At 60.3% G+C, this 22,940-nt stretch carries 25 protein-coding genes; 17 read left to right on the forward strand and 8 right to left on the reverse strand.

Features of this window, described 5'->3' with window-relative positions; translation table 11 throughout:
* Window positions 1–76: 76 nt before the first annotated feature.
* Both Azoinq_RS04580 and Azoinq_RS04585 read left to right on the forward strand, forming a co-directional pair.
* Entirely contained in the window at window positions 77–1,789 is a 1,713-nt protein-coding gene (locus Azoinq_RS04580) for a proline--tRNA ligase (protein WP_216131812.1), read from the forward strand.
* Window positions 1,777–2,379: a transglycosylase SLT domain-containing protein gene (locus tag Azoinq_RS04585; RefSeq protein ID WP_216131809.1), complete on the forward strand. Its 603-nt coding sequence runs from the start codon at window positions 1,777–1,779 to the stop codon at window positions 2,377–2,379. The genes Azoinq_RS04580 and Azoinq_RS04585 overlap by 13 nt, the downstream gene beginning before the upstream one ends.
* Window positions 2,380–2,430: 51 nt before the next feature.
* Here Azoinq_RS04585 and ffh read toward each other — a convergent pair whose 3' ends face one another.
* On the reverse strand, window positions 2,431–3,786 hold the full coding sequence (gene ffh / locus Azoinq_RS04590; protein WP_216131806.1) for a signal recognition particle protein: 1,356 nt from the start codon (window positions 3,784–3,786) through the stop codon (window positions 2,431–2,433).
* Window positions 3,787–3,816: 30 nt separating this feature from the next.
* Between ffh and Azoinq_RS04595 the strand changes: the two genes are divergently transcribed.
* The 10 genes from Azoinq_RS04595 to nudB all read left to right on the forward strand — a co-directional run bounded on the left by Azoinq_RS04595 (window position 3,817) and on the right by nudB (window position 12,784).
* The gene (locus Azoinq_RS04595) at window positions 3,817–4,659 is read left to right on the forward strand and encodes a cytochrome C assembly family protein (protein ID WP_216131803.1); all 843 of its coding nucleotides are present in this window, start codon (window positions 3,817–3,819) and stop codon (window positions 4,657–4,659) included.
* A gap of 179 nt (window positions 4,660–4,838) precedes the next feature.
* Complete coding sequence (gene pilB / locus Azoinq_RS04600; protein WP_216131801.1) at window positions 4,839–6,554, forward strand: type IV-A pilus assembly ATPase PilB; 1,716 nt, start codon at window positions 4,839–4,841, stop codon at window positions 6,552–6,554.
* 33 nt (window positions 6,555–6,587) lie between these two features.
* The gene (locus tag Azoinq_RS04605) at window positions 6,588–7,826 is read left to right on the forward strand and encodes a type II secretion system F family protein (RefSeq protein ID WP_216131798.1); all 1,239 of its coding nucleotides are present in this window, start codon (window positions 6,588–6,590) and stop codon (window positions 7,824–7,826) included.
* A 23-nt stretch (window positions 7,827–7,849) separates the two neighbouring features.
* On the forward strand, window positions 7,850–8,707 hold the full coding sequence (locus tag Azoinq_RS04610) for a prepilin peptidase (RefSeq protein WP_216131795.1): 858 nt from the start codon (window positions 7,850–7,852) through the stop codon (window positions 8,705–8,707).
* A 98-nt stretch (window positions 8,708–8,805) separates the two neighbouring features.
* Window positions 8,806–9,054, forward strand: coding sequence for an FmdB family zinc ribbon protein (locus Azoinq_RS04615; RefSeq protein ID WP_216131792.1), 249 nt, complete (start codon window positions 8,806–8,808; stop codon window positions 9,052–9,054).
* Complete coding sequence (locus Azoinq_RS04620) at window positions 9,054–9,677, forward strand: DUF502 domain-containing protein (RefSeq protein ID WP_216132211.1); 624 nt, start codon at window positions 9,054–9,056, stop codon at window positions 9,675–9,677. The genes Azoinq_RS04615 and Azoinq_RS04620 overlap by 1 nt, the downstream gene beginning before the upstream one ends.
* 22 nt (window positions 9,678–9,699) lie before the next feature.
* Complete coding sequence (aspS, locus tag Azoinq_RS04625; protein ID WP_216131789.1) at window positions 9,700–11,514, forward strand: aspartate--tRNA ligase; 1,815 nt, start codon at window positions 9,700–9,702, stop codon at window positions 11,512–11,514.
* Complete coding sequence (locus tag Azoinq_RS04630; RefSeq protein ID WP_216131786.1) at window positions 11,514–11,903, forward strand: ribonuclease domain-containing protein; 390 nt, start codon at window positions 11,514–11,516, stop codon at window positions 11,901–11,903. Before aspS ends, Azoinq_RS04630 begins: the two co-directional genes overlap by 1 nt.
* Before the next feature lie 13 nt (window positions 11,904–11,916).
* Entirely contained in the window at window positions 11,917–12,330 is a 414-nt protein-coding gene (locus Azoinq_RS04635; RefSeq protein ID WP_216131782.1) for a barstar family protein, read from the forward strand.
* 4 nt (window positions 12,331–12,334) lie between these two features.
* Window positions 12,335–12,784, forward strand: coding sequence for a dihydroneopterin triphosphate diphosphatase (gene nudB, locus Azoinq_RS04640; protein WP_216131780.1), 450 nt, complete (start codon window positions 12,335–12,337; stop codon window positions 12,782–12,784).
* On the opposite strand, the gene Azoinq_RS04645 is transcribed toward nudB, so the two are convergent.
* Window positions 12,781–13,005: a cysteine-rich CWC family protein gene (locus Azoinq_RS04645; RefSeq protein ID WP_216131776.1), complete on the reverse strand. Its 225-nt coding sequence runs from the start codon at window positions 13,003–13,005 to the stop codon at window positions 12,781–12,783. The genes nudB and Azoinq_RS04645 overlap by 4 nt on opposite strands.
* A 133-nt stretch (window positions 13,006–13,138) precedes the next feature.
* Between Azoinq_RS04645 and Azoinq_RS04650 the strand changes: the two genes are divergently transcribed.
* From Azoinq_RS04650 to Azoinq_RS04660, 3 genes are all read left to right on the forward strand, one after another.
* Window positions 13,139–13,567: an Hsp20/alpha crystallin family protein gene (locus Azoinq_RS04650; protein WP_216131775.1), complete on the forward strand. Its 429-nt coding sequence runs from the start codon at window positions 13,139–13,141 to the stop codon at window positions 13,565–13,567.
* A 108-nt stretch (window positions 13,568–13,675) separates the two neighbouring features.
* Window positions 13,676–14,563: an acetylglutamate kinase gene (gene argB, locus Azoinq_RS04655; protein WP_216131772.1), complete on the forward strand. Its 888-nt coding sequence runs from the start codon at window positions 13,676–13,678 to the stop codon at window positions 14,561–14,563.
* Between the two features lie 58 nt (window positions 14,564–14,621).
* Window positions 14,622–15,293 carry a pyrimidine 5'-nucleotidase gene (locus Azoinq_RS04660; protein ID WP_216131769.1) on the forward strand — a complete coding sequence of 224 codons (672 nt, stop codon included), beginning with the start codon at window positions 14,622–14,624 and terminating at the stop codon, window positions 15,291–15,293.
* 41 nt (window positions 15,294–15,334) lie between these two features.
* Here Azoinq_RS04660 and hemB read toward each other — a convergent pair whose 3' ends face one another.
* Together hemB and yihA are read right to left on the reverse strand one after the other, a co-directional pair.
* Window positions 15,335–16,348 carry a porphobilinogen synthase gene (gene hemB / locus Azoinq_RS04665; protein ID WP_408627101.1) on the reverse strand — a complete coding sequence of 338 codons (1,014 nt, stop codon included), beginning with the start codon at window positions 16,346–16,348 and terminating at the stop codon, window positions 15,335–15,337.
* Between the two features lie 189 nt (window positions 16,349–16,537).
* Window positions 16,538–17,281, reverse strand: coding sequence for a ribosome biogenesis GTP-binding protein YihA/YsxC (yihA, locus tag Azoinq_RS04670; protein WP_216131766.1), 744 nt, complete (start codon window positions 17,279–17,281; stop codon window positions 16,538–16,540).
* A gap of 164 nt (window positions 17,282–17,445) precedes the next feature.
* Between yihA and Azoinq_RS04675 the strand changes: the two genes are divergently transcribed.
* On the forward strand, window positions 17,446–18,084 hold the full coding sequence (locus Azoinq_RS04675) for a c-type cytochrome (protein ID WP_216131763.1): 639 nt from the start codon (window positions 17,446–17,448) through the stop codon (window positions 18,082–18,084).
* 142 nt (window positions 18,085–18,226) lie between these two features.
* Here Azoinq_RS04675 and Azoinq_RS04680 read toward each other — a convergent pair whose 3' ends face one another.
* Window positions 18,227–19,138 (reverse strand): methyltransferase domain-containing protein, encoded by a 912-nt coding sequence (locus tag Azoinq_RS04680; protein ID WP_232368559.1) that lies wholly within the window; start codon window positions 19,136–19,138, stop codon window positions 18,227–18,229.
* Window positions 19,135–20,124, reverse strand: coding sequence for a biotin synthase BioB (bioB, locus tag Azoinq_RS04685; protein ID WP_216131760.1), 990 nt, complete (start codon window positions 20,122–20,124; stop codon window positions 19,135–19,137). The genes Azoinq_RS04680 and bioB overlap by 4 nt, the downstream gene beginning before the upstream one ends.
* A gap of 124 nt (window positions 20,125–20,248) precedes the next feature.
* Between bioB and Azoinq_RS04690 the strand changes: the two genes are divergently transcribed.
* Window positions 20,249–20,932, forward strand: a complete 684-nt coding sequence (locus tag Azoinq_RS04690) for a ComF family protein (protein WP_216131757.1) — start codon at window positions 20,249–20,251, stop codon at window positions 20,930–20,932.
* Between the two features lie 8 nt (window positions 20,933–20,940).
* On the opposite strand, the gene Azoinq_RS04695 is transcribed toward Azoinq_RS04690, so the two are convergent.
* On the reverse strand, window positions 20,941–22,101 hold the full coding sequence (locus Azoinq_RS04695) for a tetratricopeptide repeat protein (protein ID WP_216131754.1): 1,161 nt from the start codon (window positions 22,099–22,101) through the stop codon (window positions 20,941–20,943).
* A gap of 6 nt (window positions 22,102–22,107) precedes the next feature.
* The gene (locus Azoinq_RS04700) at window positions 22,108–22,938 is read right to left on the reverse strand and encodes an ExeA family protein (protein WP_216131751.1); all 831 of its coding nucleotides are present in this window, start codon (window positions 22,936–22,938) and stop codon (window positions 22,108–22,110) included.
* Window positions 22,939–22,940 lie beyond the last annotated feature (2 nt).

The following is a 22,940-nucleotide window of genomic DNA, read 5'->3' on the forward strand; positions in this document are numbered from 1 at the left end:
CCAGGCACCACCATTCCCCCTTCTCTCCCCACGTCTTGTAAAATTAGATATTTAGATACCCTTATAACCATTCATCATGCGCACCTCGCAATTTCTCCTCTCCACCCTTAAAGAAGCTCCGGCAGAAGCGGAAGTCATTAGCCACAAACTGATGATCCGAGCCGGCCTCATCAAGCGCCTGGCTGGCGGCATTTATACCTGGATGCCCCTGGGCCTGCGGGTGTTGCGCAAAGTAGAAGCCATTATCCGGGACGAAATGAACCGGGCGGGCGCCCAGGAACTGCTCATGCCCGCCGTGATACCGGCGGAGCTTTGGCAGGAAACGGGACGCTGGGAAAAATACGGCCCTGAGCTGCTGCGCATCAAGGACCGGCACCATCGGGACTTTGTCATCGGCCCGACCCACGAAGAAGTGATCACCGACGTGGTACGGCGGGAAATTAAGAGCTACCGCCAGTTGCCCATCCACCTCTACCAAATCCAGACCAAATTCCGGGACGAAATCCGTCCCCGTTTCGGCGTCATGCGGGGCCGGGAATTCCTGATGAAAGACGGCTATTCCTTCCACACCAGCTTTGCCGACCTGGAGCGGGAATACGGGAATATGTACGACACTTACCACCGGATTTTCCAACGCCTGGGGCTGAAATTCCGGGCAGTGGCAGCGGACACCGGCTCTATCGGCGGTACGGGTTCCCACGAATTCCACGTACTGGCGGACTCGGGGGAAGACGCCATCGCCTTCTGCCCGGATTCGGACTATGCCGCCAACGTGGAACTGGCGGAGGCCCTGGCCCCCACCACGCCCCGGGTCGCTCCCGACGCCCCCCTGGCTAAGGAACCTACCCCGGACAAAACCCAATGCGGGGATGTGGCCCAATTCCTCGGCACGGACGTTACCCAGCTGGTCAAATCCATTGCCGTGGTGGCCGCAGAAGGCGGCTTCACCCTGCTGCTCCTCCGGGGCGACCACGAGCTGAACGAAATCAAGGCGGAAAAGGTGATTGGGGAATTCCGCTTTGCCAAGGACGACGAAATTGTCACCGCCCTGGGCTGCAAGCCCGGCTACATCGGTCCGGTGGACATTGATGCGGGCATCCGGGTTATCGCTGACCGCAGCGTGGCGGCCATGGGGGACTTTGTCTGCGGCGCCAACCAAGCGGGTTACCACTTCACCCACGTCAATTTTGGTCGGGATCTGCCCGAGCCCGCTCAGGTGGCGGACATCCGCAACGTGATTGCGGGGGACCCCTGCCCGGACGGCAAAGGGCCTCTGGAACTTTGCCGGGGCGTGGAAGTGGGCCATATTTTCCAGCTCCGCACCCGATACTCCCAAGCCATGAACTGCAAGTTCCTGGACGAAAACGGCAAGGAGCAGGTCATGGAAATGGGCTGCTATGGCATCGGGGTTTCCCGGATTGTGGGAGCGGCCATCGAACAGAATTTCGATGATCGGGGCATTATTTTCCCCGCCGCCATCGCCCCCTTCCAAATCGCCATCGTCCCCATGGGCTATCATAAGAACCCGGTGGTGAAAGAAGCGGCGGACAAACTGCTGGTGGAACTGGAAAGCCTGGGCCTGGATGTGCTGCTGGATGACCGGAACGAACGCCCCGGCTCCATGTTCGCCGATATGGAACTGATCGGCATTCCCCATCGCCTGGTAATCGGTGAACGTACCCTCAAGGAGGGGCAGCTGGAATACAAGGGACGCCGGGACGAAGCCGCCACCCTGATCCCCGCCGGGGATGTGCAAACCTTTATTCGGGAGAAATTGTGCGCCGCCTAACGGCCTTGCTCCTGGTCCTGGGCCTGCCTTTGGTAGCCCAGGCCGGGGCCCAGCGTTACGAACCCCTGTCCGCCAGTGTCCAGGCCGCTTTGTCCAAAGCGGTGGCGGACCAGGCGCCGCCCTACAGTTCCTTCAAAAACCCCATGGCGGCCGCGGACTGGCTGACGGAAATGTCCCGTCGCCTGACGAAACGCATCCCGGACCAGAAGGAACGCCTGGAATTTCTGCGCTCAGTCCATTACGAAGCCACCCGGGCGGGGTTGGACCCCCAGTTGGTCCTGGGCCTGATCCAGGTAGAGAGCGGCTTCAAGAAATACGCCCTATCCTCCGTGGGCGCCCGGGGCTATATGCAGGTCATGCCCTTCTGGATCAAGCAGATCGGAACCCCGGGCAACGACCTGTTCCAGATGCGCACCAACCTGCGCTACGGCTGCACCATCCTGCGCTTCTATCTGGACATCGAAAACGGCGACCTGTACCGGGCCCTGGGCCGCTACAACGGCAGTCTGGGCCAACCCGAATACCCCAATATGGTCCGTGCCGCCTGGCAGGGCCAATGGTCCTACAGTACACGCATGGCCATGCAATAAAAAAGGCGGCTTCAGCCGCCTTTTTTATTGGGCAAACCCCAGAAACGATCTTCAGCGCATCCCGGGCATCATGCCCTTCATGCCCCGCATCAGCTTGCCCAGGCCACCCTTGGCAAAGGACTTCATCATTTTCTGAGTCTGTTCGAACTGGTTGAGCAAGCGGTTCACCTCCTGCACCTGCACCCCAGCTCCCGCCGCAATGCGCCGCTTGCGGCTGGCTTTGATGATTTCCGGCTTGGACCGTTCCCCCGGAGTCATGGAATTAATAATGCCTTCGATGCGCCGAATGGCTTTTTCCTCCGCCCCACCCTGCAACTGACCAGCCGCCTGGGCAAACTGGGCCGGCAACTTGTCGATAAAGGCCGACATGCCCCCCATGTTGCGCATCTGGGCAATCTGATCCTTGAAATCATTGAGGTCGAAGCCCTTGCCGGACTTCAACTTCTTGGCCATGGCCTTGGCCTTTTCCTCATCCACTCCCTTACGGGCTTCCTCCACCAGGGACAGGATGTCCCCCATGCCCAGCACCCGGGAGGCCATACGATCCGGGTAAAAGGGTTCCAGGCCGGAGAGTTTTTCCCCCACCCCGGCAAATTTGATGGGCTTGCCCGTGACCTGACGCACGGACAGGGCGGCGCCCCCCCGGGCATCCCCGTCCAACTTGGTCAGCACCACCCCGGTGAGGGGCAGGGCGTCATTAAATGCCTTGGCCGTATTCACCGCGTCCTGGCCCAGCATGGAATCCACCACGAACAGGGTTTCAATGGGCTTCAGCACTTCATGGAGGCGCTGAATTTCTGCCATCATGGCCTCATCAATGGCCAGGCGCCCGGCCGTATCCACCAGCACCACGTCGTGATAATGGCGCTTGGCCCAATCCACCGCCGCCAGGGCAATAGCTTCCGGTTTATCTTCCGGGGAAGAGGGGAAAAAATCCACACCAGCCTGGGCCGCCACAGTCTGCAACTGTTCAATGGCGGCGGGCCGATAGACGTCACAGGAAACCACCAGCACCTTCTTCTTTTGGGTTTCCTTGAGCCACTTCGCCAATTTACCGGTGGTGGTGGTCTTCCCCGCCCCCTGCAAGCCAGCCATTAACACCACGGCCGGCGGCTGGGTAGCCAGATTCAGGCTGGCATTGGCGCCCCCCATGAGGGCGGTCATTTCCTCGTGCACCACCCCGATCAGGGCCTGGCCCGGGGTCAGGGAACCCACCACCGCTTCCCCCACGGCCTTTTCCTTGACGGCGGCGATGAAGTCCTTGATGACCGGCAGGGCCACATCCGCTTCCAGCAGAGCCAGCCGCACCTCCCGGAGCGCATCGGCAATATTGGCGTCCGTGAGGCGGGCTTCTCCGCGCAGGGTCTTCATTACGCGGGCAAGGCGTTGGGTCAGGTTGTCGAGCATGGGAAATTGGGCTTGGTGTAAACTAATTAGATGTCGCCCATTTTACTGCACTTCCTGCCCCACTACCTGGCCGCAGCGGTCTTTGGCTTGCTGGGCGTTCATTTCTGGCGCAGCCGCTGGGCGAATACGGAAAACGCCCGGGTCGCCGTGCCCATGCAACCCTGGGAACGGCTCCTGATCCTGGGGGGGCTGGTCCTCCATGGCCTAGCCCTATACGACGGCATTATGGGTAACGGGGAAATGCGCTTTTCCTTCGCCCTGGCCCTGGCCCTCATGCTCTGGCTGGCGGTGCTAATCTACTGGCTGGAAAGCTTCCACGCCCGCATGGAAGGGATGCAGCCCATGGTGTTGCCCTTGGCCGCCGTCTGCGCCCTAGCCCCGCCCCTCTTTCCCATCGCCCACCCCTTACCCCACGCGGCCTCCTTGGGCTTCAAGCTTCACTTCATGGCCTCCATGCTGGCCTACAGCTTTTTCACCCTGGCCGCCATGCACGCCGTTTTCATGGGCTTCGCCGAGCGCAAACTGCATCGCCGGGCATTAACTAAAAGCCTGGCCAGCCTGCCCCCCATCCTGGTCATGGAATCTTTGCTGTTCCGCATGATTTTCCTGGGCTTCCTCCTGCTCACCGTCGCCCTGGCCTCCGGCGTCCTGTTTTCCGAGGAATTGTTCGGCAAAGCCCTGACCTTCGACCACAAGACCATCTTCGCCTTCATTTCCTGGGGCATTTTCGCCGCCCTGCTACTGGGACGCCGCATCTACGGCTGGCGCGGCCGCCTGGCCCTGCGCTGGACCATGACCGGCTTCCTCCTCCTGCTCCTGGCCTACATCGGCAGCCGCTTTGTTCTGGAAGTGATTTTGGGTAGGGCGGGTTAAAGCCCCACGCCCTAGCGCCCTGCGCGGCCCTTGCCTTCAAACTAGGCCTTATGACTTAAGGTTTACAATCCCAGACCACGCGGGCATCATCATCCCCACTTTGAGCGCGGGATTTGTCCTACACGTTTGCCCCAGCGCCCCTCCCTTCTAGTCAAGCCCAGCTGAATTCGAGAACTTTCATGGCAGCAACGCTACAGGTACCCCTCAGCGGTTTAGCGCGTGCGCTGGTACAAGCGGAACGGATAAAGGAATCCGAAGCCGATACCTTCATGGCTCAAGCATCGAGCACCGGGGGTACATTCATTGGCCAGCTAGTAGCCACCAAACGCTTTTCCGCCCGGGATATTGCGCTCTTTGCCGCAGAAACCTTTGGTTACCCCCTGCTGGACCTGGATGCCTACGACGATAGTCAAATCCCTACGGATGCCATTGACCGAAAGCTCATTGCAACCCACCGGGTCATCCCACTCAATAAGCGGGGCAACCGGCTCGCCATTGCTGTGGCCGACCCCACCAATCTGCGTGCTTTAGATGAGATCCGGTTTCAGACCGGCTTAGCCGTCGACCCGATTGTTGTTGAAGAAACAAAACTTACCCCCCTGGTCGCAAAACATTCCGAAGCCGCCGAAGACTCCTTGAAAGCCTTTGCTTCGGAAGATTTGAACCTTGAATTCGCAGAAGAGGAATCGGAAAAGGCGGACGAAGCCGTCACCTTAGAGGTGGACGATGCACCTGTCGTCAAATTTATTCAGAAAATATTGCTGGATGCTATTAACGATGGAGCCTCTGACGTCCATTTCGAACCCTATGAAAAGTATTACCGCATCCGCTTTCGTATCGACGGCGTATTAAGGGAAATAGCCACGCCCCCCTTGGTCATCAAGGAAAAAATCGCATCCCGGATTAAAGTCATTTCCCGTTTGGATATTTCCGAAAAACGTGTTCCCCAAGACGGCCGGATGAAATTGGTTTTATCCAAAAATCGGGCCATTGATTTTCGCGTTAGCACCCTCCCCACCCTGCATGGGGAAAAAATTGTTATGCGGATTTTGGACCCCACATCCGCCACCTTGGGTATTGAAGCGTTGGGTTATGAACCCGAGCAGCAAGCCGCCCTAATGGACGCCATCCACCGCCCCTACGGCATGGTGCTAGTTACCGGTCCTACCGGCTCAGGGAAAACGGTTTCCCTTTATACTTGCCTGAATCTGCTCAACGACCCAGGAACCAATATTTCCACAGCGGAAGATCCTGCTGAAATCAATTTACCGGGAATTAATCAGGTTAACGTAAACGAAAAAGCTGGCCTCACCTTTTCCTCCGCCCTAAAAGCCTTTTTGCGTCAAGATCCGGACGTCATCATGGTGGGGGAAATTCGGGATTTGGAAACGGCAGAAATCGCCATCAAGGCGGCCCAAACCGGGCACATGGTGCTTTCTACCCTGCACACCAACGACGCACCGACGACCCTGGAACGGCTAAAGAATATGGGGGTTCCTACCTTCAATATCGCCGCCTCGGTGATTCTCATAACTGCACAGCGCTTGGCCCGCAGGCTCTGCACTTGCAAGGTTCCCCTTGATGTTCCGAGAGATACCTTACTGGATGCGGGCTTCAAAGAAAGCGATCTGGACGGAAGCTGGACTTTGTTTGGCCCTCGAGATGGCGGCTGTGACCGCTGCAAGGGAACTGGCTATAAAGGCCGGGTTGGCATTTACCAGGTCATGCCGATTACCGAAGAAATTCAGCGCATTATCATGGGCAATGGGAATTCCATGGATATTGCGGCTCAAGCCCAAAAAGAAGGGGTAAAGAACCTTCGCCAATCCGGCTTGTTGAAAGTAAAGCAAGGAGTGACCTCCTTGGACGAAGTTCTTTCCACGACCAACGCCTAGCTTAGCCAGTCATTCGATAAAGGGAGCTGATTCATGAACAGCGCCGCAAAAAAACCGATCAAGAAAATTGATAGCGGCTTAAAAGAAAGTGTTTTTCTTTGGGAGGGGAAAGACAAACACGGCAAATTGGTACGGGGGGAAATGCGCAGCACCAGCGTTACCGTGGTGCAAGCCACCCTGCGCAGGCAAGGTATTATCGTCGCAAAAGTATCTAAGCAACGATTTCGTTCTGGAAGAAAAATCACGGAGAAGGATATTACCCTTTTCACTCGGCAACTTGCTACCATGATGAGATCCGGCGTCCCGTTATTACAGGCATTTGATATTGTTGGAAAGGGGCACGCCAACCCCTCCGTATCAAAACTTTTATCAGATATTAAAAGTGATGTCGAAACAGGTAGCTCGCTTAATCAAGCCTTTAAAAAATACCCTCTATATTTTGATAGCCTATTTTGTAACTTGGTTGCAGCCGGTGAGCAGGCCGGCATATTAGACAGCATACTAGACCGCCTTGCGGTTTATAAGGAGAAAATCCTTGCAATAAAAAGCAAAATTAAATCTGCCTTATTCTACCCAACGGCAGTGCTTGCTGTAGCTTTCATTATCACAGCAATTATTATGATTTTTGTAATTCCAGCCTTTAAAAAGGTTTTTAGCGACTTTGGCGCTGACTTACCTGCACCAACTGTTTTTGTAATAGCAATTTCTGATTTTTTCGTCGCTTATTGGCCGCTTATATTAATTGCCTTGGGCGGTGGCATATACGGCGCATTACAGGCATGGAAGCGCTCAGAAAAAGTGCAAATGTTTATGGACCGAGCGCTGCTAAGAGCACCGATATTCGGAGAGATTATCCGTAAATCCACTATCGCCCGTTGGACCAGAACCCTCGCCACGATGTTTGCTGCGGGAGTACCGCTGGTCGAAGCGTTGGATTCGGTAGGAGGCGCCTCGGGGAATTACGTATATAAAGTCGCCACCGCAAAGATTCAGAGTGAGGTCAGTACGGGCACCAGCCTGACCGCCGCTATGCAAAACGCATCCATATTTCCCAATATGGTGGTACAGATGGTTGCAATTGGGGAAGAATCCGGGGCTTTGGACGCCATGCTCTCAAAGGTCGCAGACTTCTTTGAACAGGAGGTAGACGACTCGGTAGAGGCTCTCTCCAGTTTAATGGAACCGATCATTATGGTGGTGCTGGGTACGCTGATTGGCGGTATGGTTATCGCCATGTATCTTCCTATCTTCAAACTCGGCTCTGTGGTTTAAATGTAAAGGGGCGGAAATAGAAGATGGTTGAAATCTGGCAATTACCTAATTCCCTGGGACCAACGCTACTGGCCGCCTTATTAGGCCTGTTGGTCGGCAGTTTCTTAAACGTCGTGATTTACCGTCTCCCCAAGATGCTGGAGCGGGACTGGCAGGGGCAATGCGCGGAATTGCGGGGGCTGCCGCCGCCGGAAGGGGAGCCATTCAATCTGGCCACACCCCGCTCCCGTTGCCCCCACTGCGATCACCTCATTTCCGCAAAAGAGAACATTCCCATCCTTAGCTACCTGCTGTTGGGGGGGAAATGTGCCGCCTGTGGCGCTCCCATTTCCATACGCTATCCCCTAGTGGAGGGCCTGACCGCCCTGCTTTCGGGCTTTGCCATCTGGATTTTCGGGGCTAATGGGGCGGGGCTGGGCGCCCTGTGCCTGCTCTGGGCCCTTATTGCCCTGACCTGGATCGACTTCGACACCCAGCTGTTACCTGACTGCATCACCCTGCCCCTGTTATGGCTCGGGCTGGCTTTCAATCTTTACGGCACCTACACCTCCCTGGAAGCCGCCGTCATCGGCGCCATGGCCGGGTATCTGAGCCTATGGACCGTTTATTGGCTGTTTAAACTGGCGACGGGCAAGGAAGGCATGGGCTACGGAGATTTCAAGCTACTGGCGGCCATCGGCGCCTGGCTGGGCTGGCAGATGTTGCCCCTGACCATTCTGCTCTCCTCCTTCGTCGGCGCCGTGGTAGGCATCGGCCTGATGGTGGCCACCAAACGGGGCCGCAATGTGCCCATTCCCTTCGGACCCTACCTGGCCACAGCCGGATTGCTGGCGCTTTTTTGGGGCAAGGACCTGACCCACGCCTATCTGCGCCTGCTATAAAAGCCTTGAAACCTGGGGCTCCGCCCCCATCTCCCGGAAAGGTTCCGGCAACCCGGGTTGCCGGTTCGGGTATAATTCCACCTTTCCGGAGTTTAGTGATGCCGATCTATTCTTATCGTTGCGAATCTTGCGGTTACGAAGACGATCACCTGCAAAAGATGAGCGACGAACCGCTGACCACTTGCCCCAAATGCGGCAAGGAAACTTATAGCAAGCAACTGACCGCCGCCGGTTTCCAATTGAAAGGAAACGGCTGGTACGCCACCGACTTCAAGGACGGAGGCAAAAATACGGATGCCCCGGCCTGCCAGGGCGGCAGCGGAGGCTGCGCGTGCGCGGGTCACTAATCAAGCGCTACTTCATTACCGGGTTGGTGATCTGGGTACCCCTGGCTATTACGGCCTGGGTACTCAACCTGATTATTGGCACCATGGACCAGTCCCTCCAGCTTTTGCCGGAGGCGGTCCACCCCAAGAATCTGTTTGGCTTTGACATCCCCGGAGCCGGGGCCATCCTGACCCTGCTGGTGATTCTCGTCACCGGCGTGGCCACCGCCAACTTCATCGGTCAGAAGCTGGTGCGCTGGTGGGAAAAGCTGTTAGCCCGCATTCCCGTGGTGAATTCGGTCTATAACAGCGTCAAGCAAGTTTCCGACACCCTTTTCTCCTCCAGCGGCCAGGCCTTTCGCAAAGCCCTGCTCATCGAGTATCCCCGCCGGGATTGCTGGACCATCGCCTTCCTCACCGGCCAGCCCGGGGGCGATGTGGTGAATACCCTGGAGGGGGAATACGTGAGCGTTTACGTGCCCACCACCCCCAACCCCACTTCCGGCTTTTTCCTCATGCTGCCCAAGAAGGATGCAGTGGAGCTGGATATGAGTGTGGACGAAGCCCTCAAGTACATCATTTCCATGGGCGTTGTGGCTCCGCCGGTCCGGCACAAGGACGCCACCGCCTCTCAGCACCCGTAACACCCCAACTATCTGGATCACCATGCGTACTCATTATTGCGGACAATTGAACGCTGGCCTCGTCGGCCAGGAAGTTTCCCTTTGCGGCTGGGCCCACCGTCGGCGTGACCACGGCGGCGTCATTTTCATCGACCTGCGGGATCGGGAAGGGCTGGCCCAGGTGGTCTGCGATCCGGATCGGCCCGAAATGTTCCAGGTAGCCGAATCCGTCCGTAATGAGTTTGTCCTGCGCATTACCGGCAAGGTCCGCCCCCGTCCGGCGGGCACGGTGAATCCCAATATCCCCAGCGGGGAAGTGGAAGTGCTGTGCCACGAAATCGAAGTGCTCAACCCGGCGGTCACCCCCCCCTTCCAGCTGGATGACGAAAACCTCTCCGAAACGGTGCGCCTCACCAACCGGGTGGTGGATTTGCGTCGGCCCCAGATGCAGAAGAACCTGATGCTGCGTTACAAGACCGCCATGGCCTTCCGTCGCTTCCTGGACAGCAAGGGCTTCATCGACATCGAAACCCCTATGCTCACCAAGAGCACTCCGGAAGGAGCCCGGGACTACCTGGTGCCTTCCCGGGTGCATCCGGGCCAATTCTTCGCCCTGCCCCAGTCCCCCCAGCTCTTCAAGCAAATGCTCATGGTGGCGGGCTTTGACCGCTACTACCAGATCACCAAGTGTTTCCGGGATGAGGATCTGCGGGCCGATCGCCAGCCCGAGTTCACCCAGGTGGATATCGAAACCTCCTTCCTGAACGAAACCCAGATCACCGGCCTCATGGAAGAGCTGATCTGCACCGTGTTCAAGGAAGCCCTGGGAGTGGATCTGCCCCAGCCCTTCCCCCGCATGACCTACGGGGAAGCCATGTCCCGCTTCGGTTCCGACAAGCCCGACCTGCGCGTCACCCTGGAACTCTCGGACGTGACCGATCTGGTCAAGGACGTGGCCTTCAAGGTCTTCTCCAACCCCGCCAATAGCGGCAACGGCCGGGTCGCGGCCCTGCGGGTGCCCGGCGGCGCCGCTGGCGACAAGGCCCTGACTCGAGGCGAAATCGACGAACTGACCAAGTTCGTGGGCATCTACGGAGCCCGGGGCCTGGCTTACATCAAGGTCAATGACGTTACCCAGCCTAACGAACAGGGCCTCCAATCCCCCATCGTCAAGAACCTCCACGAAGCCGCCCTGAAGGGCATTCTGGAAAAGACCGGGGCCCAAAGCGGCGACCTGATTTTCTTCGGCGCCGACAAGGCCAAGGTGGTGAACGACGCCCTGGGCGCCCTGCGTATCAAGCTGGGCCACGACAAGGGCTATGTCACCGGCGAAGCCTGGCGGCCCCTGTGGGTGGTGGATTTCCCCATGTTCGAATACGACGAAGAAGACAAGCGCTGGGTGGCCTGCCACCACCCCTTCACCAGCCCCAAGGACGAACACGTGGAGTTGCTGGCCAGCGATCCGGGCAAGTGCCTGGCCAAGGCCTACGATCTGGCCCTGAATGGCTGGGAAGTGGGCGGCGGCTCCATCCGTATCCACAAGGCGGACGTCCAATCCAAGGTCTTCGACGCCCTGAAGATCGGTCCGGAAGAAGCCCAGCTCAAATTCGGCTTCCTCCTGGATGCCCTGAAGTATGGCGCGCCTCCCCATGGCGGCCTGGCCTTCGGCCTGGATCGGATCGTCACCATGATGACCGGCGCCGAATCCATCCGGGACGTAATCGCCTTCCCCAAGACCCAGCGGGCCCAATGTCTGCTCACCAACGCCCCCTCCGAAGTGGACGAAAAGCAACTGCGGGAACTCCATATCCGTCTGCGGCAAAAGGCTGAAGCCCCGGCGGAAACGCCCAAGGCCTGATGAAACGCCTGCTCTGGTGGCTGAGTCTGCTGGGGGCACTGGTGTGCCTCCTGCCGACCCAGACCCAAGCCCGGGCCTTTTACAGTAGTGCCGGAGTCGTCCGGGCCCAGGACCTGCCCCAGGAAGCCTGGGATACCCTGTCCCTGATCAAACGGGGCGGGCCTTTCCCCTACGCCCGGGACGGGGGGGTGTTCGGCAACTACGAGCGACGCCTCCCTTCCCGCCCCCGGGGCTATTACCGGGAATACACCGTGCCCACCCCCGGCCTGCGCAACCGGGGCCCCCGTCGTATCATCGCGGGCCAGGGACCGGGCCAGGACGTGCGTACCTCGGGTGAGTATTACTACAGCGACGACCACTACCGCAGTTTTCACCGCATCCGGGAATAAGGACGTCAGGACCATGGTTTCCTCCCCCAACCACCCTCCCGCCGCTGCACCTCACCGGCTCCAAGCCCTGCCTCCGGCAGGATTGGACGCCCTTATCGCTCAAGCCCGGCAGCAGGGCTGGCAAATCTTCCATCTCGCTTTACAAGACGCCCGGCTAGACCACGCCCTGGTTGCCCTTGGCCGCAGTCTGGCCTTTCCCGAGTGGTATGGCGCCAACCTGGATGCCCTGGCCGATTGCCTGGGGGATCTTTCCTGGCTCCCGGAGACGGGGCTGGTCCTATGTCTGACCGGCGGCGCCGCCATGGCCCGGGAAGCGCCCCAGGACTGGCTAGCCCTCCAGGAGGTGCTCCAGGACGCCGCTACCACTTGGGCCGCCACCCAGCGCCCCTTCCAGGTCTATCTGGACCCGCCCCCCGGGCATCCCTAAGCCCATGCCGACGTACAAGCGCCCGGTTTCGGTACTGGTGGTAATCCACAGCCCGGATTTACAAATCCTGCTGCTGGAACGGGCCAGCCACCCCGGGTATTGGCAATCCGTCACCGGCAGCCAGGAAGGGGAAGAAAGCCTGGCTGACACGGCCCGACGGGAGGTAGGGGAAGAAACCGGCTTGGATTGCGACGCCTTCCGGCTCCTGGACTGGCACCAAACCCAGACCTTTGAAATTTTTCAGGAGTGGCGCCACCGCTACGCTCCCGGCGTCACCCACAACCAGGAACACGTGTTTTCCCTGGAATTACCCGCCCCCCAACCGGTGCGCCTCGCCCCCCGGGAACATCTGGCCTACCGCTGGGTACCCTGGCAACAGGCGGCCACGGAGGTCTTTTCCTGGACTAACCGGGACGCCATTCAGGCCCTGGGAGAGGGGTTCCGGCCTACCTAGGCCTTTTCCGCCCGGCCTTGCCCTTCCAGCCCCTTAGCCTCGCTACGGAATTTCTCCAGGCAAGCCGGGCAATAGCAGCGTCCGCCCCCGTCCAGCACCTTGCCACTGGGGGGTAGATGAAAACACCAACAGTCTTTTTCTCCCGCCGCCACCCCACAGGCCACCGGCGCTCCACAGCCGGGGCAAGGGTGGAGTGGGCCTTGTTGCTTGGCTTCCGTCATGGAGTCATTCCAGAGTGATCAGGGCGCCCATTATGGCCAATCCCTCGGGCCTTGAAAAATTACCCCCCGACGCCATATGGGAGTTATGCGATCGCCAAGTCGCTTCTGGCAAACAAACGGAAAGGAGATTCCCATGAGCAACCATCTGACCCGCTTCAGCCCGTCTCTGGATTCTTTGGACGATTTGTTGCACGGCTTTTTCGTGCGCCCCATGGAATTCCAAAGCCCGGTGACCACCCCCAGTATTAAGGTGGACGTGAAGGAGGATGCGGCGGCCTATCAGGTCCACGCCGAACTGCCTGGGGCCAAGAAAGAGGACATTCATGTGGCCGTGGAAGGCAATACGGTATCCATCAGCGCGGAAATCAAGCAGGAAAAGGAAGTGAAAGAAGGGGAACGGGTGCTGCGTTCCGAACGCTACTTCGGTAAGGTAGCCCGCAGCTTCCAGCTGGCCCAGGAAATTGACGACGGCGCCGCCGTGGCTAAATTCACGGACGGGGTGCTGGAACTGAACCTACCCAAGAAAGCCAGCGCCACCAGTAAGCGGCTGGAAATCCAGTAAAACCCTGGCCCCCTTCCTCTGGAAGCCGACGCACACTGCGTCGGCTTTTTATTTCCCTCCCCGGGCGGGTAAAATCCGCCCCACCATTGATTTCCTGCGGACCATGCCATGAGCGCCCTCACCCCCGATTCCAGCCTCCAGGCCGACATCCTGGCCGAGGCCCTGCCCTACATCAAACGCTTCCACGGCAAGACCATCGTGGTCAAATACGGCGGCAACGCCATGACCGACGAGCACCTGAAACAGTCCTTCGCCCGGGACGTGGTGCTTTTGAAGCTGGTAGGGATGAATGTGGTGGTGGTCCATGGAGGCGGCCCCCAAATTGAGCACCTGCTGAGCCGGGTCGGCAAAAAGGGCCATTTCATCCAGGGCATGCGGGTCACCGACGCGGAAACCATGGAAGTGGTGGAAATGGTCCTGGGGGGCCAGGTAAACAAGGAAGTGGTCAATCTCATCAACCAGGCCGGGGGTAAGGCAGTGGGCCTGACGGGCAAGGACGGGGCCTTTATCCGGGCCAAGAAACTGCTCATCCCCAACCAGGACAATCCGGAAGACCTGATCGACATCGGCCAGGTGGGCCAGATTACCCAGGTGGATCCCTCCCTCATCGGCCTCCTGGATTCGGGGGATTTCATTCCCGTGGTCGCTCCCATCGGCGTGGGTAAGGACGGGGAAACCTACAACATCAACGCGGACGTGGTGGCGGGCAAGCTGGCGGAAGTGCTCAAGGCGGAAAAGCTGGTGCTGCTCACCAACACCCCCGGGGTGCTGGACCAGGATGGCAAGCTCCTCACCGGCCTGACCCCCAAGCAAATCGACGACATGGTGGCGGATGGCACCCTGTCTGGCGGCATGCTGCCGAAAATCGGCTCCGCCCTGGACGCGGCCCGCAACGGGGTGAAAAGCGTGCACATCATCGATGGCCGGGTGGAACATTCCCTGCTGCTGGAAATTCTCACGGACGTGGGCATCGGCACCCTGATCAAGTCCCACTAAGCCTTTCCGCCCTGAATCGTCACCAGGGGCCCGGCACCATGCGGCCGGGCCATTCCCCATGTCCGCTCCCCACGCTGCTCCGGTCTGGATCTTCGATCTGGACGATACCCTGCACAACGCCAGCGCCCACATTTTTCCCCATATCAACCGGGCCATGACGGCGTTTATGGTGGAGCGGCTGAACCTGTCGGAAAGCGCCGCTTCCCAGCTACGCCAGCACTACTGGCAACGCTACGGCGCCACCCTGCTGGGGCTGATGCGGCATCACCACATCGCCCCGGAGGATTTTCTCCACCATACCCACCAGTTCCCGGACCTGAAGTCCATGCTGGTGCTGGAGCGGGGCCTCAAAGCCATGCTCCAGCATCTGCCCGGGCGCAAGCTGCTGTTTTCCAACGGCCCCTGGCAGTATTCCCAGGCCGTGCTCAGCCTCACCGGCCTGCGGGAACAGTTCGCCGCCGTCTATTCCGTGGAACGGGTGCGTTTCCATCCCAAGCCCGACACCCGGGGCTTCCGCTACCTGCTCCAGGCCGAAGGCTTGCGGCCGGAACGCTGCGTCATGGTGGAAGACAGTCTGGCCAACTTGGCCACGGCCAAGCGCCTGGGCATGAAGACGGTCTGGATCAGCCGCAGCACCCGCCGCCCGCCCTGGGTGGATTTGCGCCTGCCTTCCGTCCTGGCCCTGCCCCGGCACTACGCCCGCTTCCGTCCCCAGCCGCTACAGCCATAAAAAAAAGGGGCCCCAGCCCCTTTTTTTGGAAACAACGCCCCTCAGGCCTGTTTCAGCCACTCCGCCGCATCCAGGGCAAAATAGGTGAGGATGCCGTCCGCCCCGGCGCGCTTGAAGCAGAGCAGGGATTCCATGATGGCCGCCTTTTCCGCCAGCCAGCCGTTCTGGATGGCAGCCCGGAGCATGGCGTATTCCCCGCTCACCTGATAGGCGTAGGTGGGCACACCGAACTCGTCCTTCACCCGGCGCACCACGTCCAGATAGGGCATACCCGGCTTGACCATGACCATATCCGCCCCTTCCTGAAGGTCCAAGGCCACTTCCCGCAGGGCTTCGTCCGAATTGCCCGGGTCCATCTGGTAGGTGTACTTGTTGGCCTTGCCCAGATTGGCCGCCGAGCCCACCGCGTCCCGGAAGGGACCGTAGAAACAGGAGGCGTACTTGGCTGAGTAGGCCAGGATACGGGTGTAGATGAACTGCTTTTCATCCAACGCGGCGCGGATGGCGCCGATACGCCCGTCCATCATGTCTGAGGGGGCAATCACATCCACCCCGGCTTCCGCATTGGTGAGGGATTGCTTGATCAGCACTTCCACGGTTTCGTCATTAAGCACATAGCCGCTGTCATCAATGAGACCGTCCTGACCGTGGGTGGTGTAGGGGTCCAGGGCCCCGTCCGTAATCACCCCTAGCTCCGGGAATTCCTTTTTCAAGGCCCGCACCGTGCGGGGCACCAGACCTTCCGGGTTGTAGGCTTCTTCCGCGTTAAGGCTCTTACCCGCCCCGTCAATCACGGGGAACAGGGCCAGGGCCGGGACGCCCAGCTGCACCGCCCGTTCCGCCGTCTTCAACAGCTGATCAATGCTTTCCCGCTGAATACCGGGCATGGAAGGCACTGCCTCCACCCGATTCTGGCCGTCCAGCACAAAGACCGGGTAAATCAGATCATCCGCGGTCAATACGGATTCCCGCATCAAACGGCGAGAAAAATCGTCCCGGCGCATGCGGCGCATCCGCACTCCGGGATAGGCTCCAAGTTTGTCCAGATATTTCATGAATCACGATTCCTTTTATGGAAAAACGGACGGGTGCCCCCAAGAGCAAAACTCAAGGGCGAAAAATTATTAGCTCCGTCCGGGAACTTTTCCCCCGGCTCCCCATCTCACCACAAGATGGTTTACACCGTCTCCCGCTTTACCTCCCTGAGCGGGTGCCTTAATCACCTTAAGGCATTTTGCCCCCGGTTACCCCTTTGCCGGGGGCTTTTTTATTTGTCCCCTCTGTACCACCGCCCGTTTGCCACCAGGCGCATGGCGGGAATTGCGTTTGGCGCCGGCAGCGCTCCGGGCCGAACGAATCGGCCGGGGCGCCGGGGCGGGTTTCGCCTCGGGGATCTCCATGCCCAGCCACTGGGCGATCAGGGCTTCCGCCTCCTCCACCCCCAGCTTTTTCAGGCTGGAAAAAAGCTGCACCGTACACCGTTCCCCCAGGGACGCCAAGGCCTGGCGGACCTGACGCAGGGCCAGGGTCTGCTCCTGCCGGGTCAGCTTATCCGCCTTGGACAGGAGAATATGGATGGGCTTGCCAGTGGCGCCAAACCAGTCAATCAAATGCTGGTCCAGGTCGGTAAGGGGATGGCGGCTATCCATAATGAGCACCAGGCCCACTAGGGGCGCCCGCTCTTGCAGATAGGGGCCGAGGAGGTTTTCCCACTGGCTGCGGATTTCTTCCGGGGCCTTGGCGTAACCATAGCCGGGCAAGTCCACCAGATATTTGCCTTCGGCCAGGGTGAAATAATTGAGGTTCTGGGTCCGCCCCGGGGTCTTGGAGACAAAGGCCAGCCGGGTCTGATTGGCCAGGGTATTGATAGCCGAAGACTTGCCCGCATTGGAGCGTCCGGCAAAGGCCACCTCGCCGGTGGCGTCACCCGGCACATCCCGTAATTGGGCCACCGTGGTGAAAAATTGCGCTTTCTGAAACAACGCCATGGCGCGGCTCCCTCCCTTTCCTGCCTCGCTCACGAGGTTCAAAGTGTTATAGAATAACAGGATTTGCTAGGTTAATTTCCCTAGCCCCTGGTTTCCCAAGCTCGCAGGCCGGCCCGGTGGCCTGATCAGGCTCAAGATTTTTGAATCCTTAGAAGGAGTTGGACATGATTCGTACCACGGCACTGGCGCTCCTGCTCGCCGCCAGTTTCACCGCCTCCGCCGCTGACCCGGTCAAACCCAAAGCCGACCCCGCCAAGGGGCAGCCCATTGCCGCCAGCGTCTGTGTTGCCTGCCACGGCGCCGATGGCAACAGCCCGGTTCCCGTGAACCCCAATCTGGCCGGTCAAATCCCTGACTACATCTACAAGCAACTGACCAACTTCAAGGCCGGTGCGGACGGTAAGCCCCCGGTGCGTAACAACGCCACCATGAACGGCATGGTAGCCGCCCTGTCCGATGACGACATGCGCAATCTGGCCGCCTACTTCTCCCAACAAAAACTCCATCCGGACGTAGCCAAGGATCCCAAGCTGGTGGCGGAAGGCCAAAAGCTGTGGCGCGGTGGTGACGTGAACCGGGGTATCCCCGCCTGTGCCGGTTGCCACGGCCCCGCCGGTACCGGTCTGCCCGCCATGTTCCCCCGTCTGGCCGGTCAACATCCGGACTACACCACGGCCCAGTTGAAGGCCTTCCGTAACGGGGACCGGGCCAACGACCCGAGCAAGATGATGCAGACCATTGCCGCCAAACTGAGCGACAAGGACATCGCCGCCCTGGCCGATTACGCTGCCGGCCTGCGCTGAGCTTTACGCTTCCCCCAAAAAAGGCGGTCAATGACCGCCTTTTTTATTGCCGCTTTTCCACCCAGCTATTCGCGCACTGCCCGAGGCTAAATACCACTGCCCCAGGCAAAACCAGGCGCTTCTGGGGGAGCAACGCCCCCGTTTATTTGCCTTGAGGTTGAAAGCGGATGATGGCCCGGCCATCGGCGGTCTGCTTGGGGACGCCCTTCCAGGCGTGACCAAAGAGGATTTCCACGGTGGCGGGCAGTCGCCCCTCCCGACGCAAGGCCTCATAGCCCGCGGCGACCTGGGCCCACCATTGGCGCCCGCCCAATCCCTGGCGATGGCCCGGGGCGGCGCAGGCGTTGCCACCAAAACGGCACTCCCGAATCAGGGTAGCGAAATCCCCATAGGTGAGGGTCAGCATTTCCATGTCCATGACAGGATCGGCAAATCCGGCGGTCACCAGCATGTCTCCCCAATCGTGCATATCCAGGAAACTCTGGGTATGCACGTCCCCATCGGGAAACACGGAACGTAACTCCTTCAGAGTATCCGGTCCCAGGGTGGAGAACATGAGCAGGCCATCCACCGCCAGCACCCGGTGCATTTCTGCCAGGGCAGCCCGGGGATCGTCCAGCCAGTGGAGCATTTGATTGGACCAGACGAAATCTATCTGGTCGGAAGCCAGGGGCAGAGTCTCAGCCCGGCCGCTCACCAGGACGGTAGAAGGAGTGGATTGGCGGCCCAGCAGCCGCCGCAGGTAGGACGGGGCCCGGCAATGGGGACGGGCTGCCGCCACCATAGCGGGCGCCCCATCCAGGCCCATCAGGAGGGAGGCCTGGGGAAAACGAGCTTTGAGGTGGGGTAGGAAGGCCCCGGCGCCGCAGCCCAGGTCCAGAATGCGCTGGGGCTCCAGACGCAAATACTCCAGCCTTTCCCCCATGCGCTGCTGCACTTCCTGATCCAGGAAGCTGGAGAATTCCCCGGCCGCCGCCGCCCGGTCAAAGCGGCGGCGCACCAGGGCCCGGCTGCTAGCCGGAGGCGCCCCAAGGGAAAGCTCCGAGGAACTCAAACCGCTTTCAGGCCCAGTTTGGCAAAGAGGGCGTCGTCCTGGCCGAACTCCCCGTTAGGGGTGGTCAGCAGGGCTTCCCCGTAAAAAATGGAATTGGCACCGGCCAGGAAGCAAAGGGCCTGCTGCTCTTCCGACATCTGGGCCCGACCGGCGGAAAGCCGCACGTAGGAAGCAGGCATGGTGATCCGAGCGGCGGCGATGGTACGCACAAATTCAATGCCGTCCACCGGCTTGGCGTTTTCCATGGGGGTCCCCGCAATGGGCACCAGATTGTTGATGGGCACGGATTCGGGGGCCGGGTCCAGGTTGGCCAGTTGGGAAATCAGAGCCGCCCGATTACGCCGGCTTTCCCCCATGCCAATGATGCCGCCGGAGCAAATGTGGATACCCGCGTCCCGCACGTGGTGCAGAGTGTCCAAACGGTCTTCCTGGGTATGGCTGCGGATGACCTGGCCGTAAAAATCCTTGTCCGTATCCAGATTGTGGTTGTAGTAATCCAGGCCGGCTTCCTTGAGGCGGGAGGCCTGTTCTTCCTTCAACATCCCCAGGGTAACGCAGGTTTCCAGACCCAGGGCCTTCACGGCGCTGATCATTTCCGCCACCTGATCCAGGTCTTTGTCCTTGGGGCTACGCCAGGCGGCCCCCATACAGAAGCGGGAAGAGCCGTTGGCCTTGGCTACCTTGGCTGCCGCCACCACTTCATCCACGCTCATCAGCTTTTCCCGTTCCAGGCCCGTATCGTGGCGAGCAGACTGGGAACAGTAGCCGCAGTCCTCGGAACAACCACCGGTCTTCACGGACAGCAGGGTAGAACGTTGGATGGCGTTGGCGTCGAAATGCTGCCGATGCACCTGCTGGGCCCGGTAGATCAGGTCCATGAAGGGCAATTCATACAGGGCCAGCACTTCCTCTACCGTCCAAGCCTTGGCCGGCTGGGGAGAGGGGGCAGATGGGGACACAGAGGCGGGAGTGACAACAGCATTCATGGCAGAATCCTTACGAAAAACCCTACTGGCTTCCATACTACTCAGTATGGACGGTAATTATGAATAATCGGATATGGGAGGCTAAATGTCAATTTTAGCTCAGATATCTCATAGGCTTAGGGACTTGGGTGAGGACCTGACCCAATTGCTGCTCCCCGGCACCTGCCTGCTGTGCGGCAATGCCACGGCCCAGCCCCTGATCTGCCCAGGCTGCGAGGTGGATCTACCGGGTTTAGGGAGCGATCTTTGCCCGGCTTGCGGCCTGCCCTCCCCCGGTGCCCAGATTTGCCTCCATTGCCGCCGCCAGCCCCCAGCTTTCGATGGCGTTACCGCCCTGTGGCCTTACGACTTCCCTGCCGACCGGCTCATCCAGGCCCTGAAATACGGTCACCAACTGGCCGTGGGCGGCTACGTGGCACGGCGGCTGGCCCAGCGCCTGGAAGGGCCCCACTGGGACGGGATACTGGCCGTCCCCCTCCATCCGGACCGGCTGAGTCAGCGAGGCTTCAATCAAAGCATGGAAATCGCCAGACCCCTGGCGAGGCGCCTGGGCCTCCCCCTGCTACGGCAGGTTTGTGTGCGGGCCGTGGACACCCGGCCCCAGGCCGCGCTTCCCCACCGGCAGCGGGCCAAGAATATCCGCAATGCCTTTCTTTGCCACCAGGATTTGACGGGCCGACACTTACTGGTGGTGGATGACGTACTCACCACCGGGGCCACCCTCAATGAACTGGCCCGGATTCTGAAAATCCACGGGGCCGCCACGGTCCATGTGGCCGTGGCCTGCCGCACCCTGCCCCACCATTAGGTGGAAATTCAGCGGCTGTGCTGTTCCGCATAGTTGGCCAGATCCCCGGGCAAGCCCATGGCCTTGGCCGTGGCAAAAGCCTTTTTGGCCTCTGCCCCGTTACCCTCTGCTTCCAGGGCCATGGCCAGACCGAGCCACCAACGGCCCTCATTGGGGGCAATGGAAAGGGCGGCCCGATACTGGTCCGCCGCCTCATGGTGGCGCCCCAGGCGCTGGAGAACCGCGGCGGTCAAGGCGTGGTATTCCACACTGGCCGCCCCCTGGGAACTCATGCGTTGCAAGGTGCGCCAGGCACCGTCCCCATCCCCTTTTTCCATTTGCAGCCGAGCCAGGGCTAGGCCCCAGGAAAGACGTTCCGGATTCTGCTTCAAGCCCTCTTCCAATAAGGCTATCGCCTCCCCAAAGGCCCGCTGATCCACCAGCAGCTTAAGCAACAGCTGCCGGGAAGGGCCGTGGCCCGGGTTTTCCTTTAACACCGCCCGCAGCACATTGGCCGCCTCACTGCCTCGCCCCTGGCCAACCAGCCCGGCGGCCCGGCGATATTCCTGGTCGCTGTGTTCCTGGGCGCTCCCCCCCGGCAGACTTTTTTCTATCTTGCCCCGGGGAGCCCCATCCCCCAGGGCCACCCCTTTAGGCTTTTCTCCAGCAGGCAAAGGCATGGGGCCGCTCTTGGCGGCGGGGACCGGGGGAGTTTCGTTTTTACTAGAGGCCGGGGCCTTGTCCCCCACACCGGCGGCCCGGGGCGCGTTGGTAGCCACGGAAGGCTTGGCGGGAACCTCCTCCGCCGACCGGACCGGAGCGGCGGGCGGCGGGGAAAGGGTATCGTCCCACTTCAGGATGGGGTCGGCCTCAAGCATGGCGGTGGATACGGCCGCCGGGGCCGGAACGGGGGGAGTGGCAGAGGCCGCCACAGGCGGGGTGGGGGCACTCCCCACCGGGGCCTTACCGGCGGGCCCGGACAGGGGCCCGGCCCAGAACGCCCAGGCGGCGACGCCGGCAACCAATACCAGGGCGCCCCCCAAGGCCCCCCACAGGGCCCCGGACATACCGCCGGAAGACGGGGGAGGCAGATCCGGCAAAGGGCGCACCCCGGGGGGCAAACCACCCCGCTCCTCGGAGGAAGCGTGGCGGGCGTCCAGGTCTTTCAGCATCTGATTAATCAGGCTCATGATTCCCTACCACCAGCGGCCGATGGAACGGGCCCCTTCCGTATCCCGGGCCGCATCCCGCACATGGCGGCGCAGGGCCTGATGACGGCCTTCTCCGAATACGGACATGAGGGTCTTGTGGCCCAGGATATTGACCAGGCGGGGAATGCCGCCGCTGGCCTGGGCCAGGGCTTTGAGGGCCGCAGGAGAAAAGGGATTCTGGCCCAGCAGCCCGGCCACTTTAAGACGGTGGGCCACATAGGCGGCCACCTCCGTCCGGCCCAGGGGCTGAATGCGGTAATGGAAGGCAATGCGCTGACGCAGCTGACGCAGGCCTTCCTGGGCCAGTTTTTCATCCAATTCGGGCTGGCCGAACATGACCCATTGGAGCAGCTTGCGCTTCTGGGTTTCCAGATTGGACAGGAGACGGAGGGATTCCAGACTGGCCTCGGGCATGGCCTGGGCTTCATCGATGCACACCACGGCCGCCTTACCCGACTTGGCAATATCCAGCAGGCGCTGGTTGAGGGCCTTGAGCAGGTGATACTGGTCCGCATCCGGGTCCAGATCCGCCTCCAGCTCCTCCCCCACCGCCAGAAGCAGGGTCCGGGGTTCCAGATCCGGATTGGGCAGGTAGGCCACCTGATACCGATCCCCCATAGCCTGAAGCAGGCGGCGGCAGAGCAGGGTTTTCCCCGTGCCCACCTCCCCGGTAATCTTGATGAAACCTTCCCCGCTGTTCAGGGCAAAGGCCAAGGTATTCAGCGCTTCCTGGTGGGTGGCAGCGCGAAAGGCAAAGCTGGTATCCGGCGTCAGGCCGAAGGGCAGTTCCCGGAGACCGAAATACTTCAGGTACACCC

Origin of the sequence: Azospira inquinata (genome assembly GCF_018905915.1) — a bacterium.
Classification (GTDB): domain Bacteria; phylum Pseudomonadota; class Gammaproteobacteria; order Burkholderiales; family Rhodocyclaceae; genus Azospira; species Azospira inquinata.

Bases quoted from the DNA above. Each gene is read 5' to 3' on its own strand.
- yihA (WP_216131766.1), bottom strand. From the start codon at position 17,281: ATGGCGTTGTTTCAGAAAGCGCAATTTTTCACCACGGTGGCCCAATTA.
- aspS (WP_216131789.1), top strand. From the start codon at position 9,700: ATGCGTACTCATTATTGCGGACAATTGAACGCTGGCCTCGTCGGCCAG.
- bioB (WP_216131760.1), bottom strand. From the start codon at position 20,124: ATGAATGCTGTTGTCACTCCCGCCTCTGTGTCCCCATCTGCCCCCTCT.
- argB (WP_216131772.1), top strand. From the start codon at position 13,676: ATGAGCGCCCTCACCCCCGATTCCAGCCTCCAGGCCGACATCCTGGCC.
- Azoinq_RS04615 (WP_216131792.1), top strand. From the start codon at position 8,806: ATGCCGATCTATTCTTATCGTTGCGAATCTTGCGGTTACGAAGACGAT.
- Azoinq_RS04580 (WP_216131812.1), top strand. From the start codon at position 77: ATGCGCACCTCGCAATTTCTCCTCTCCACCCTTAAAGAAGCTCCGGCA.
- Azoinq_RS04610 (WP_216131795.1), top strand. From the start codon at position 7,850: ATGGTTGAAATCTGGCAATTACCTAATTCCCTGGGACCAACGCTACTG.
- nudB (WP_216131780.1), top strand. From the start codon at position 12,335: ATGCCGACGTACAAGCGCCCGGTTTCGGTACTGGTGGTAATCCACAGC.
- Azoinq_RS04645 (WP_216131776.1), bottom strand. From the start codon at position 13,005: ATGACGGAAGCCAAGCAACAAGGCCCACTCCACCCTTGCCCCGGCTGT.
- Azoinq_RS04695 (WP_216131754.1), bottom strand. From the start codon at position 22,101: ATGAGCCTGATTAATCAGATGCTGAAAGACCTGGACGCCCGCCACGCT.
- Azoinq_RS04605 (WP_216131798.1), top strand. From the start codon at position 6,588: ATGAACAGCGCCGCAAAAAAACCGATCAAGAAAATTGATAGCGGCTTA.
- pilB (WP_216131801.1), top strand. From the start codon at position 4,839: ATGGCAGCAACGCTACAGGTACCCCTCAGCGGTTTAGCGCGTGCGCTG.
- ffh (WP_216131806.1), bottom strand. From the start codon at position 3,786: ATGCTCGACAACCTGACCCAACGCCTTGCCCGCGTAATGAAGACCCTG.
- Azoinq_RS04650 (WP_216131775.1), top strand. From the start codon at position 13,139: ATGAGCAACCATCTGACCCGCTTCAGCCCGTCTCTGGATTCTTTGGAC.
- Azoinq_RS04630 (WP_216131786.1), top strand. From the start codon at position 11,514: ATGAAACGCCTGCTCTGGTGGCTGAGTCTGCTGGGGGCACTGGTGTGC.
- Azoinq_RS04635 (WP_216131782.1), top strand. From the start codon at position 11,917: ATGGTTTCCTCCCCCAACCACCCTCCCGCCGCTGCACCTCACCGGCTC.
- hemB (WP_408627101.1), bottom strand. From the start codon at position 16,348: ATGAAATATCTGGACAAACTTGGAGCCTATCCCGGAGTGCGGATGCGC.
- Azoinq_RS04660 (WP_216131769.1), top strand. From the start codon at position 14,622: ATGTCCGCTCCCCACGCTGCTCCGGTCTGGATCTTCGATCTGGACGAT.
- Azoinq_RS04595 (WP_216131803.1), top strand. From the start codon at position 3,817: ATGTCGCCCATTTTACTGCACTTCCTGCCCCACTACCTGGCCGCAGCG.
- Azoinq_RS04675 (WP_216131763.1), top strand. From the start codon at position 17,446: ATGATTCGTACCACGGCACTGGCGCTCCTGCTCGCCGCCAGTTTCACC.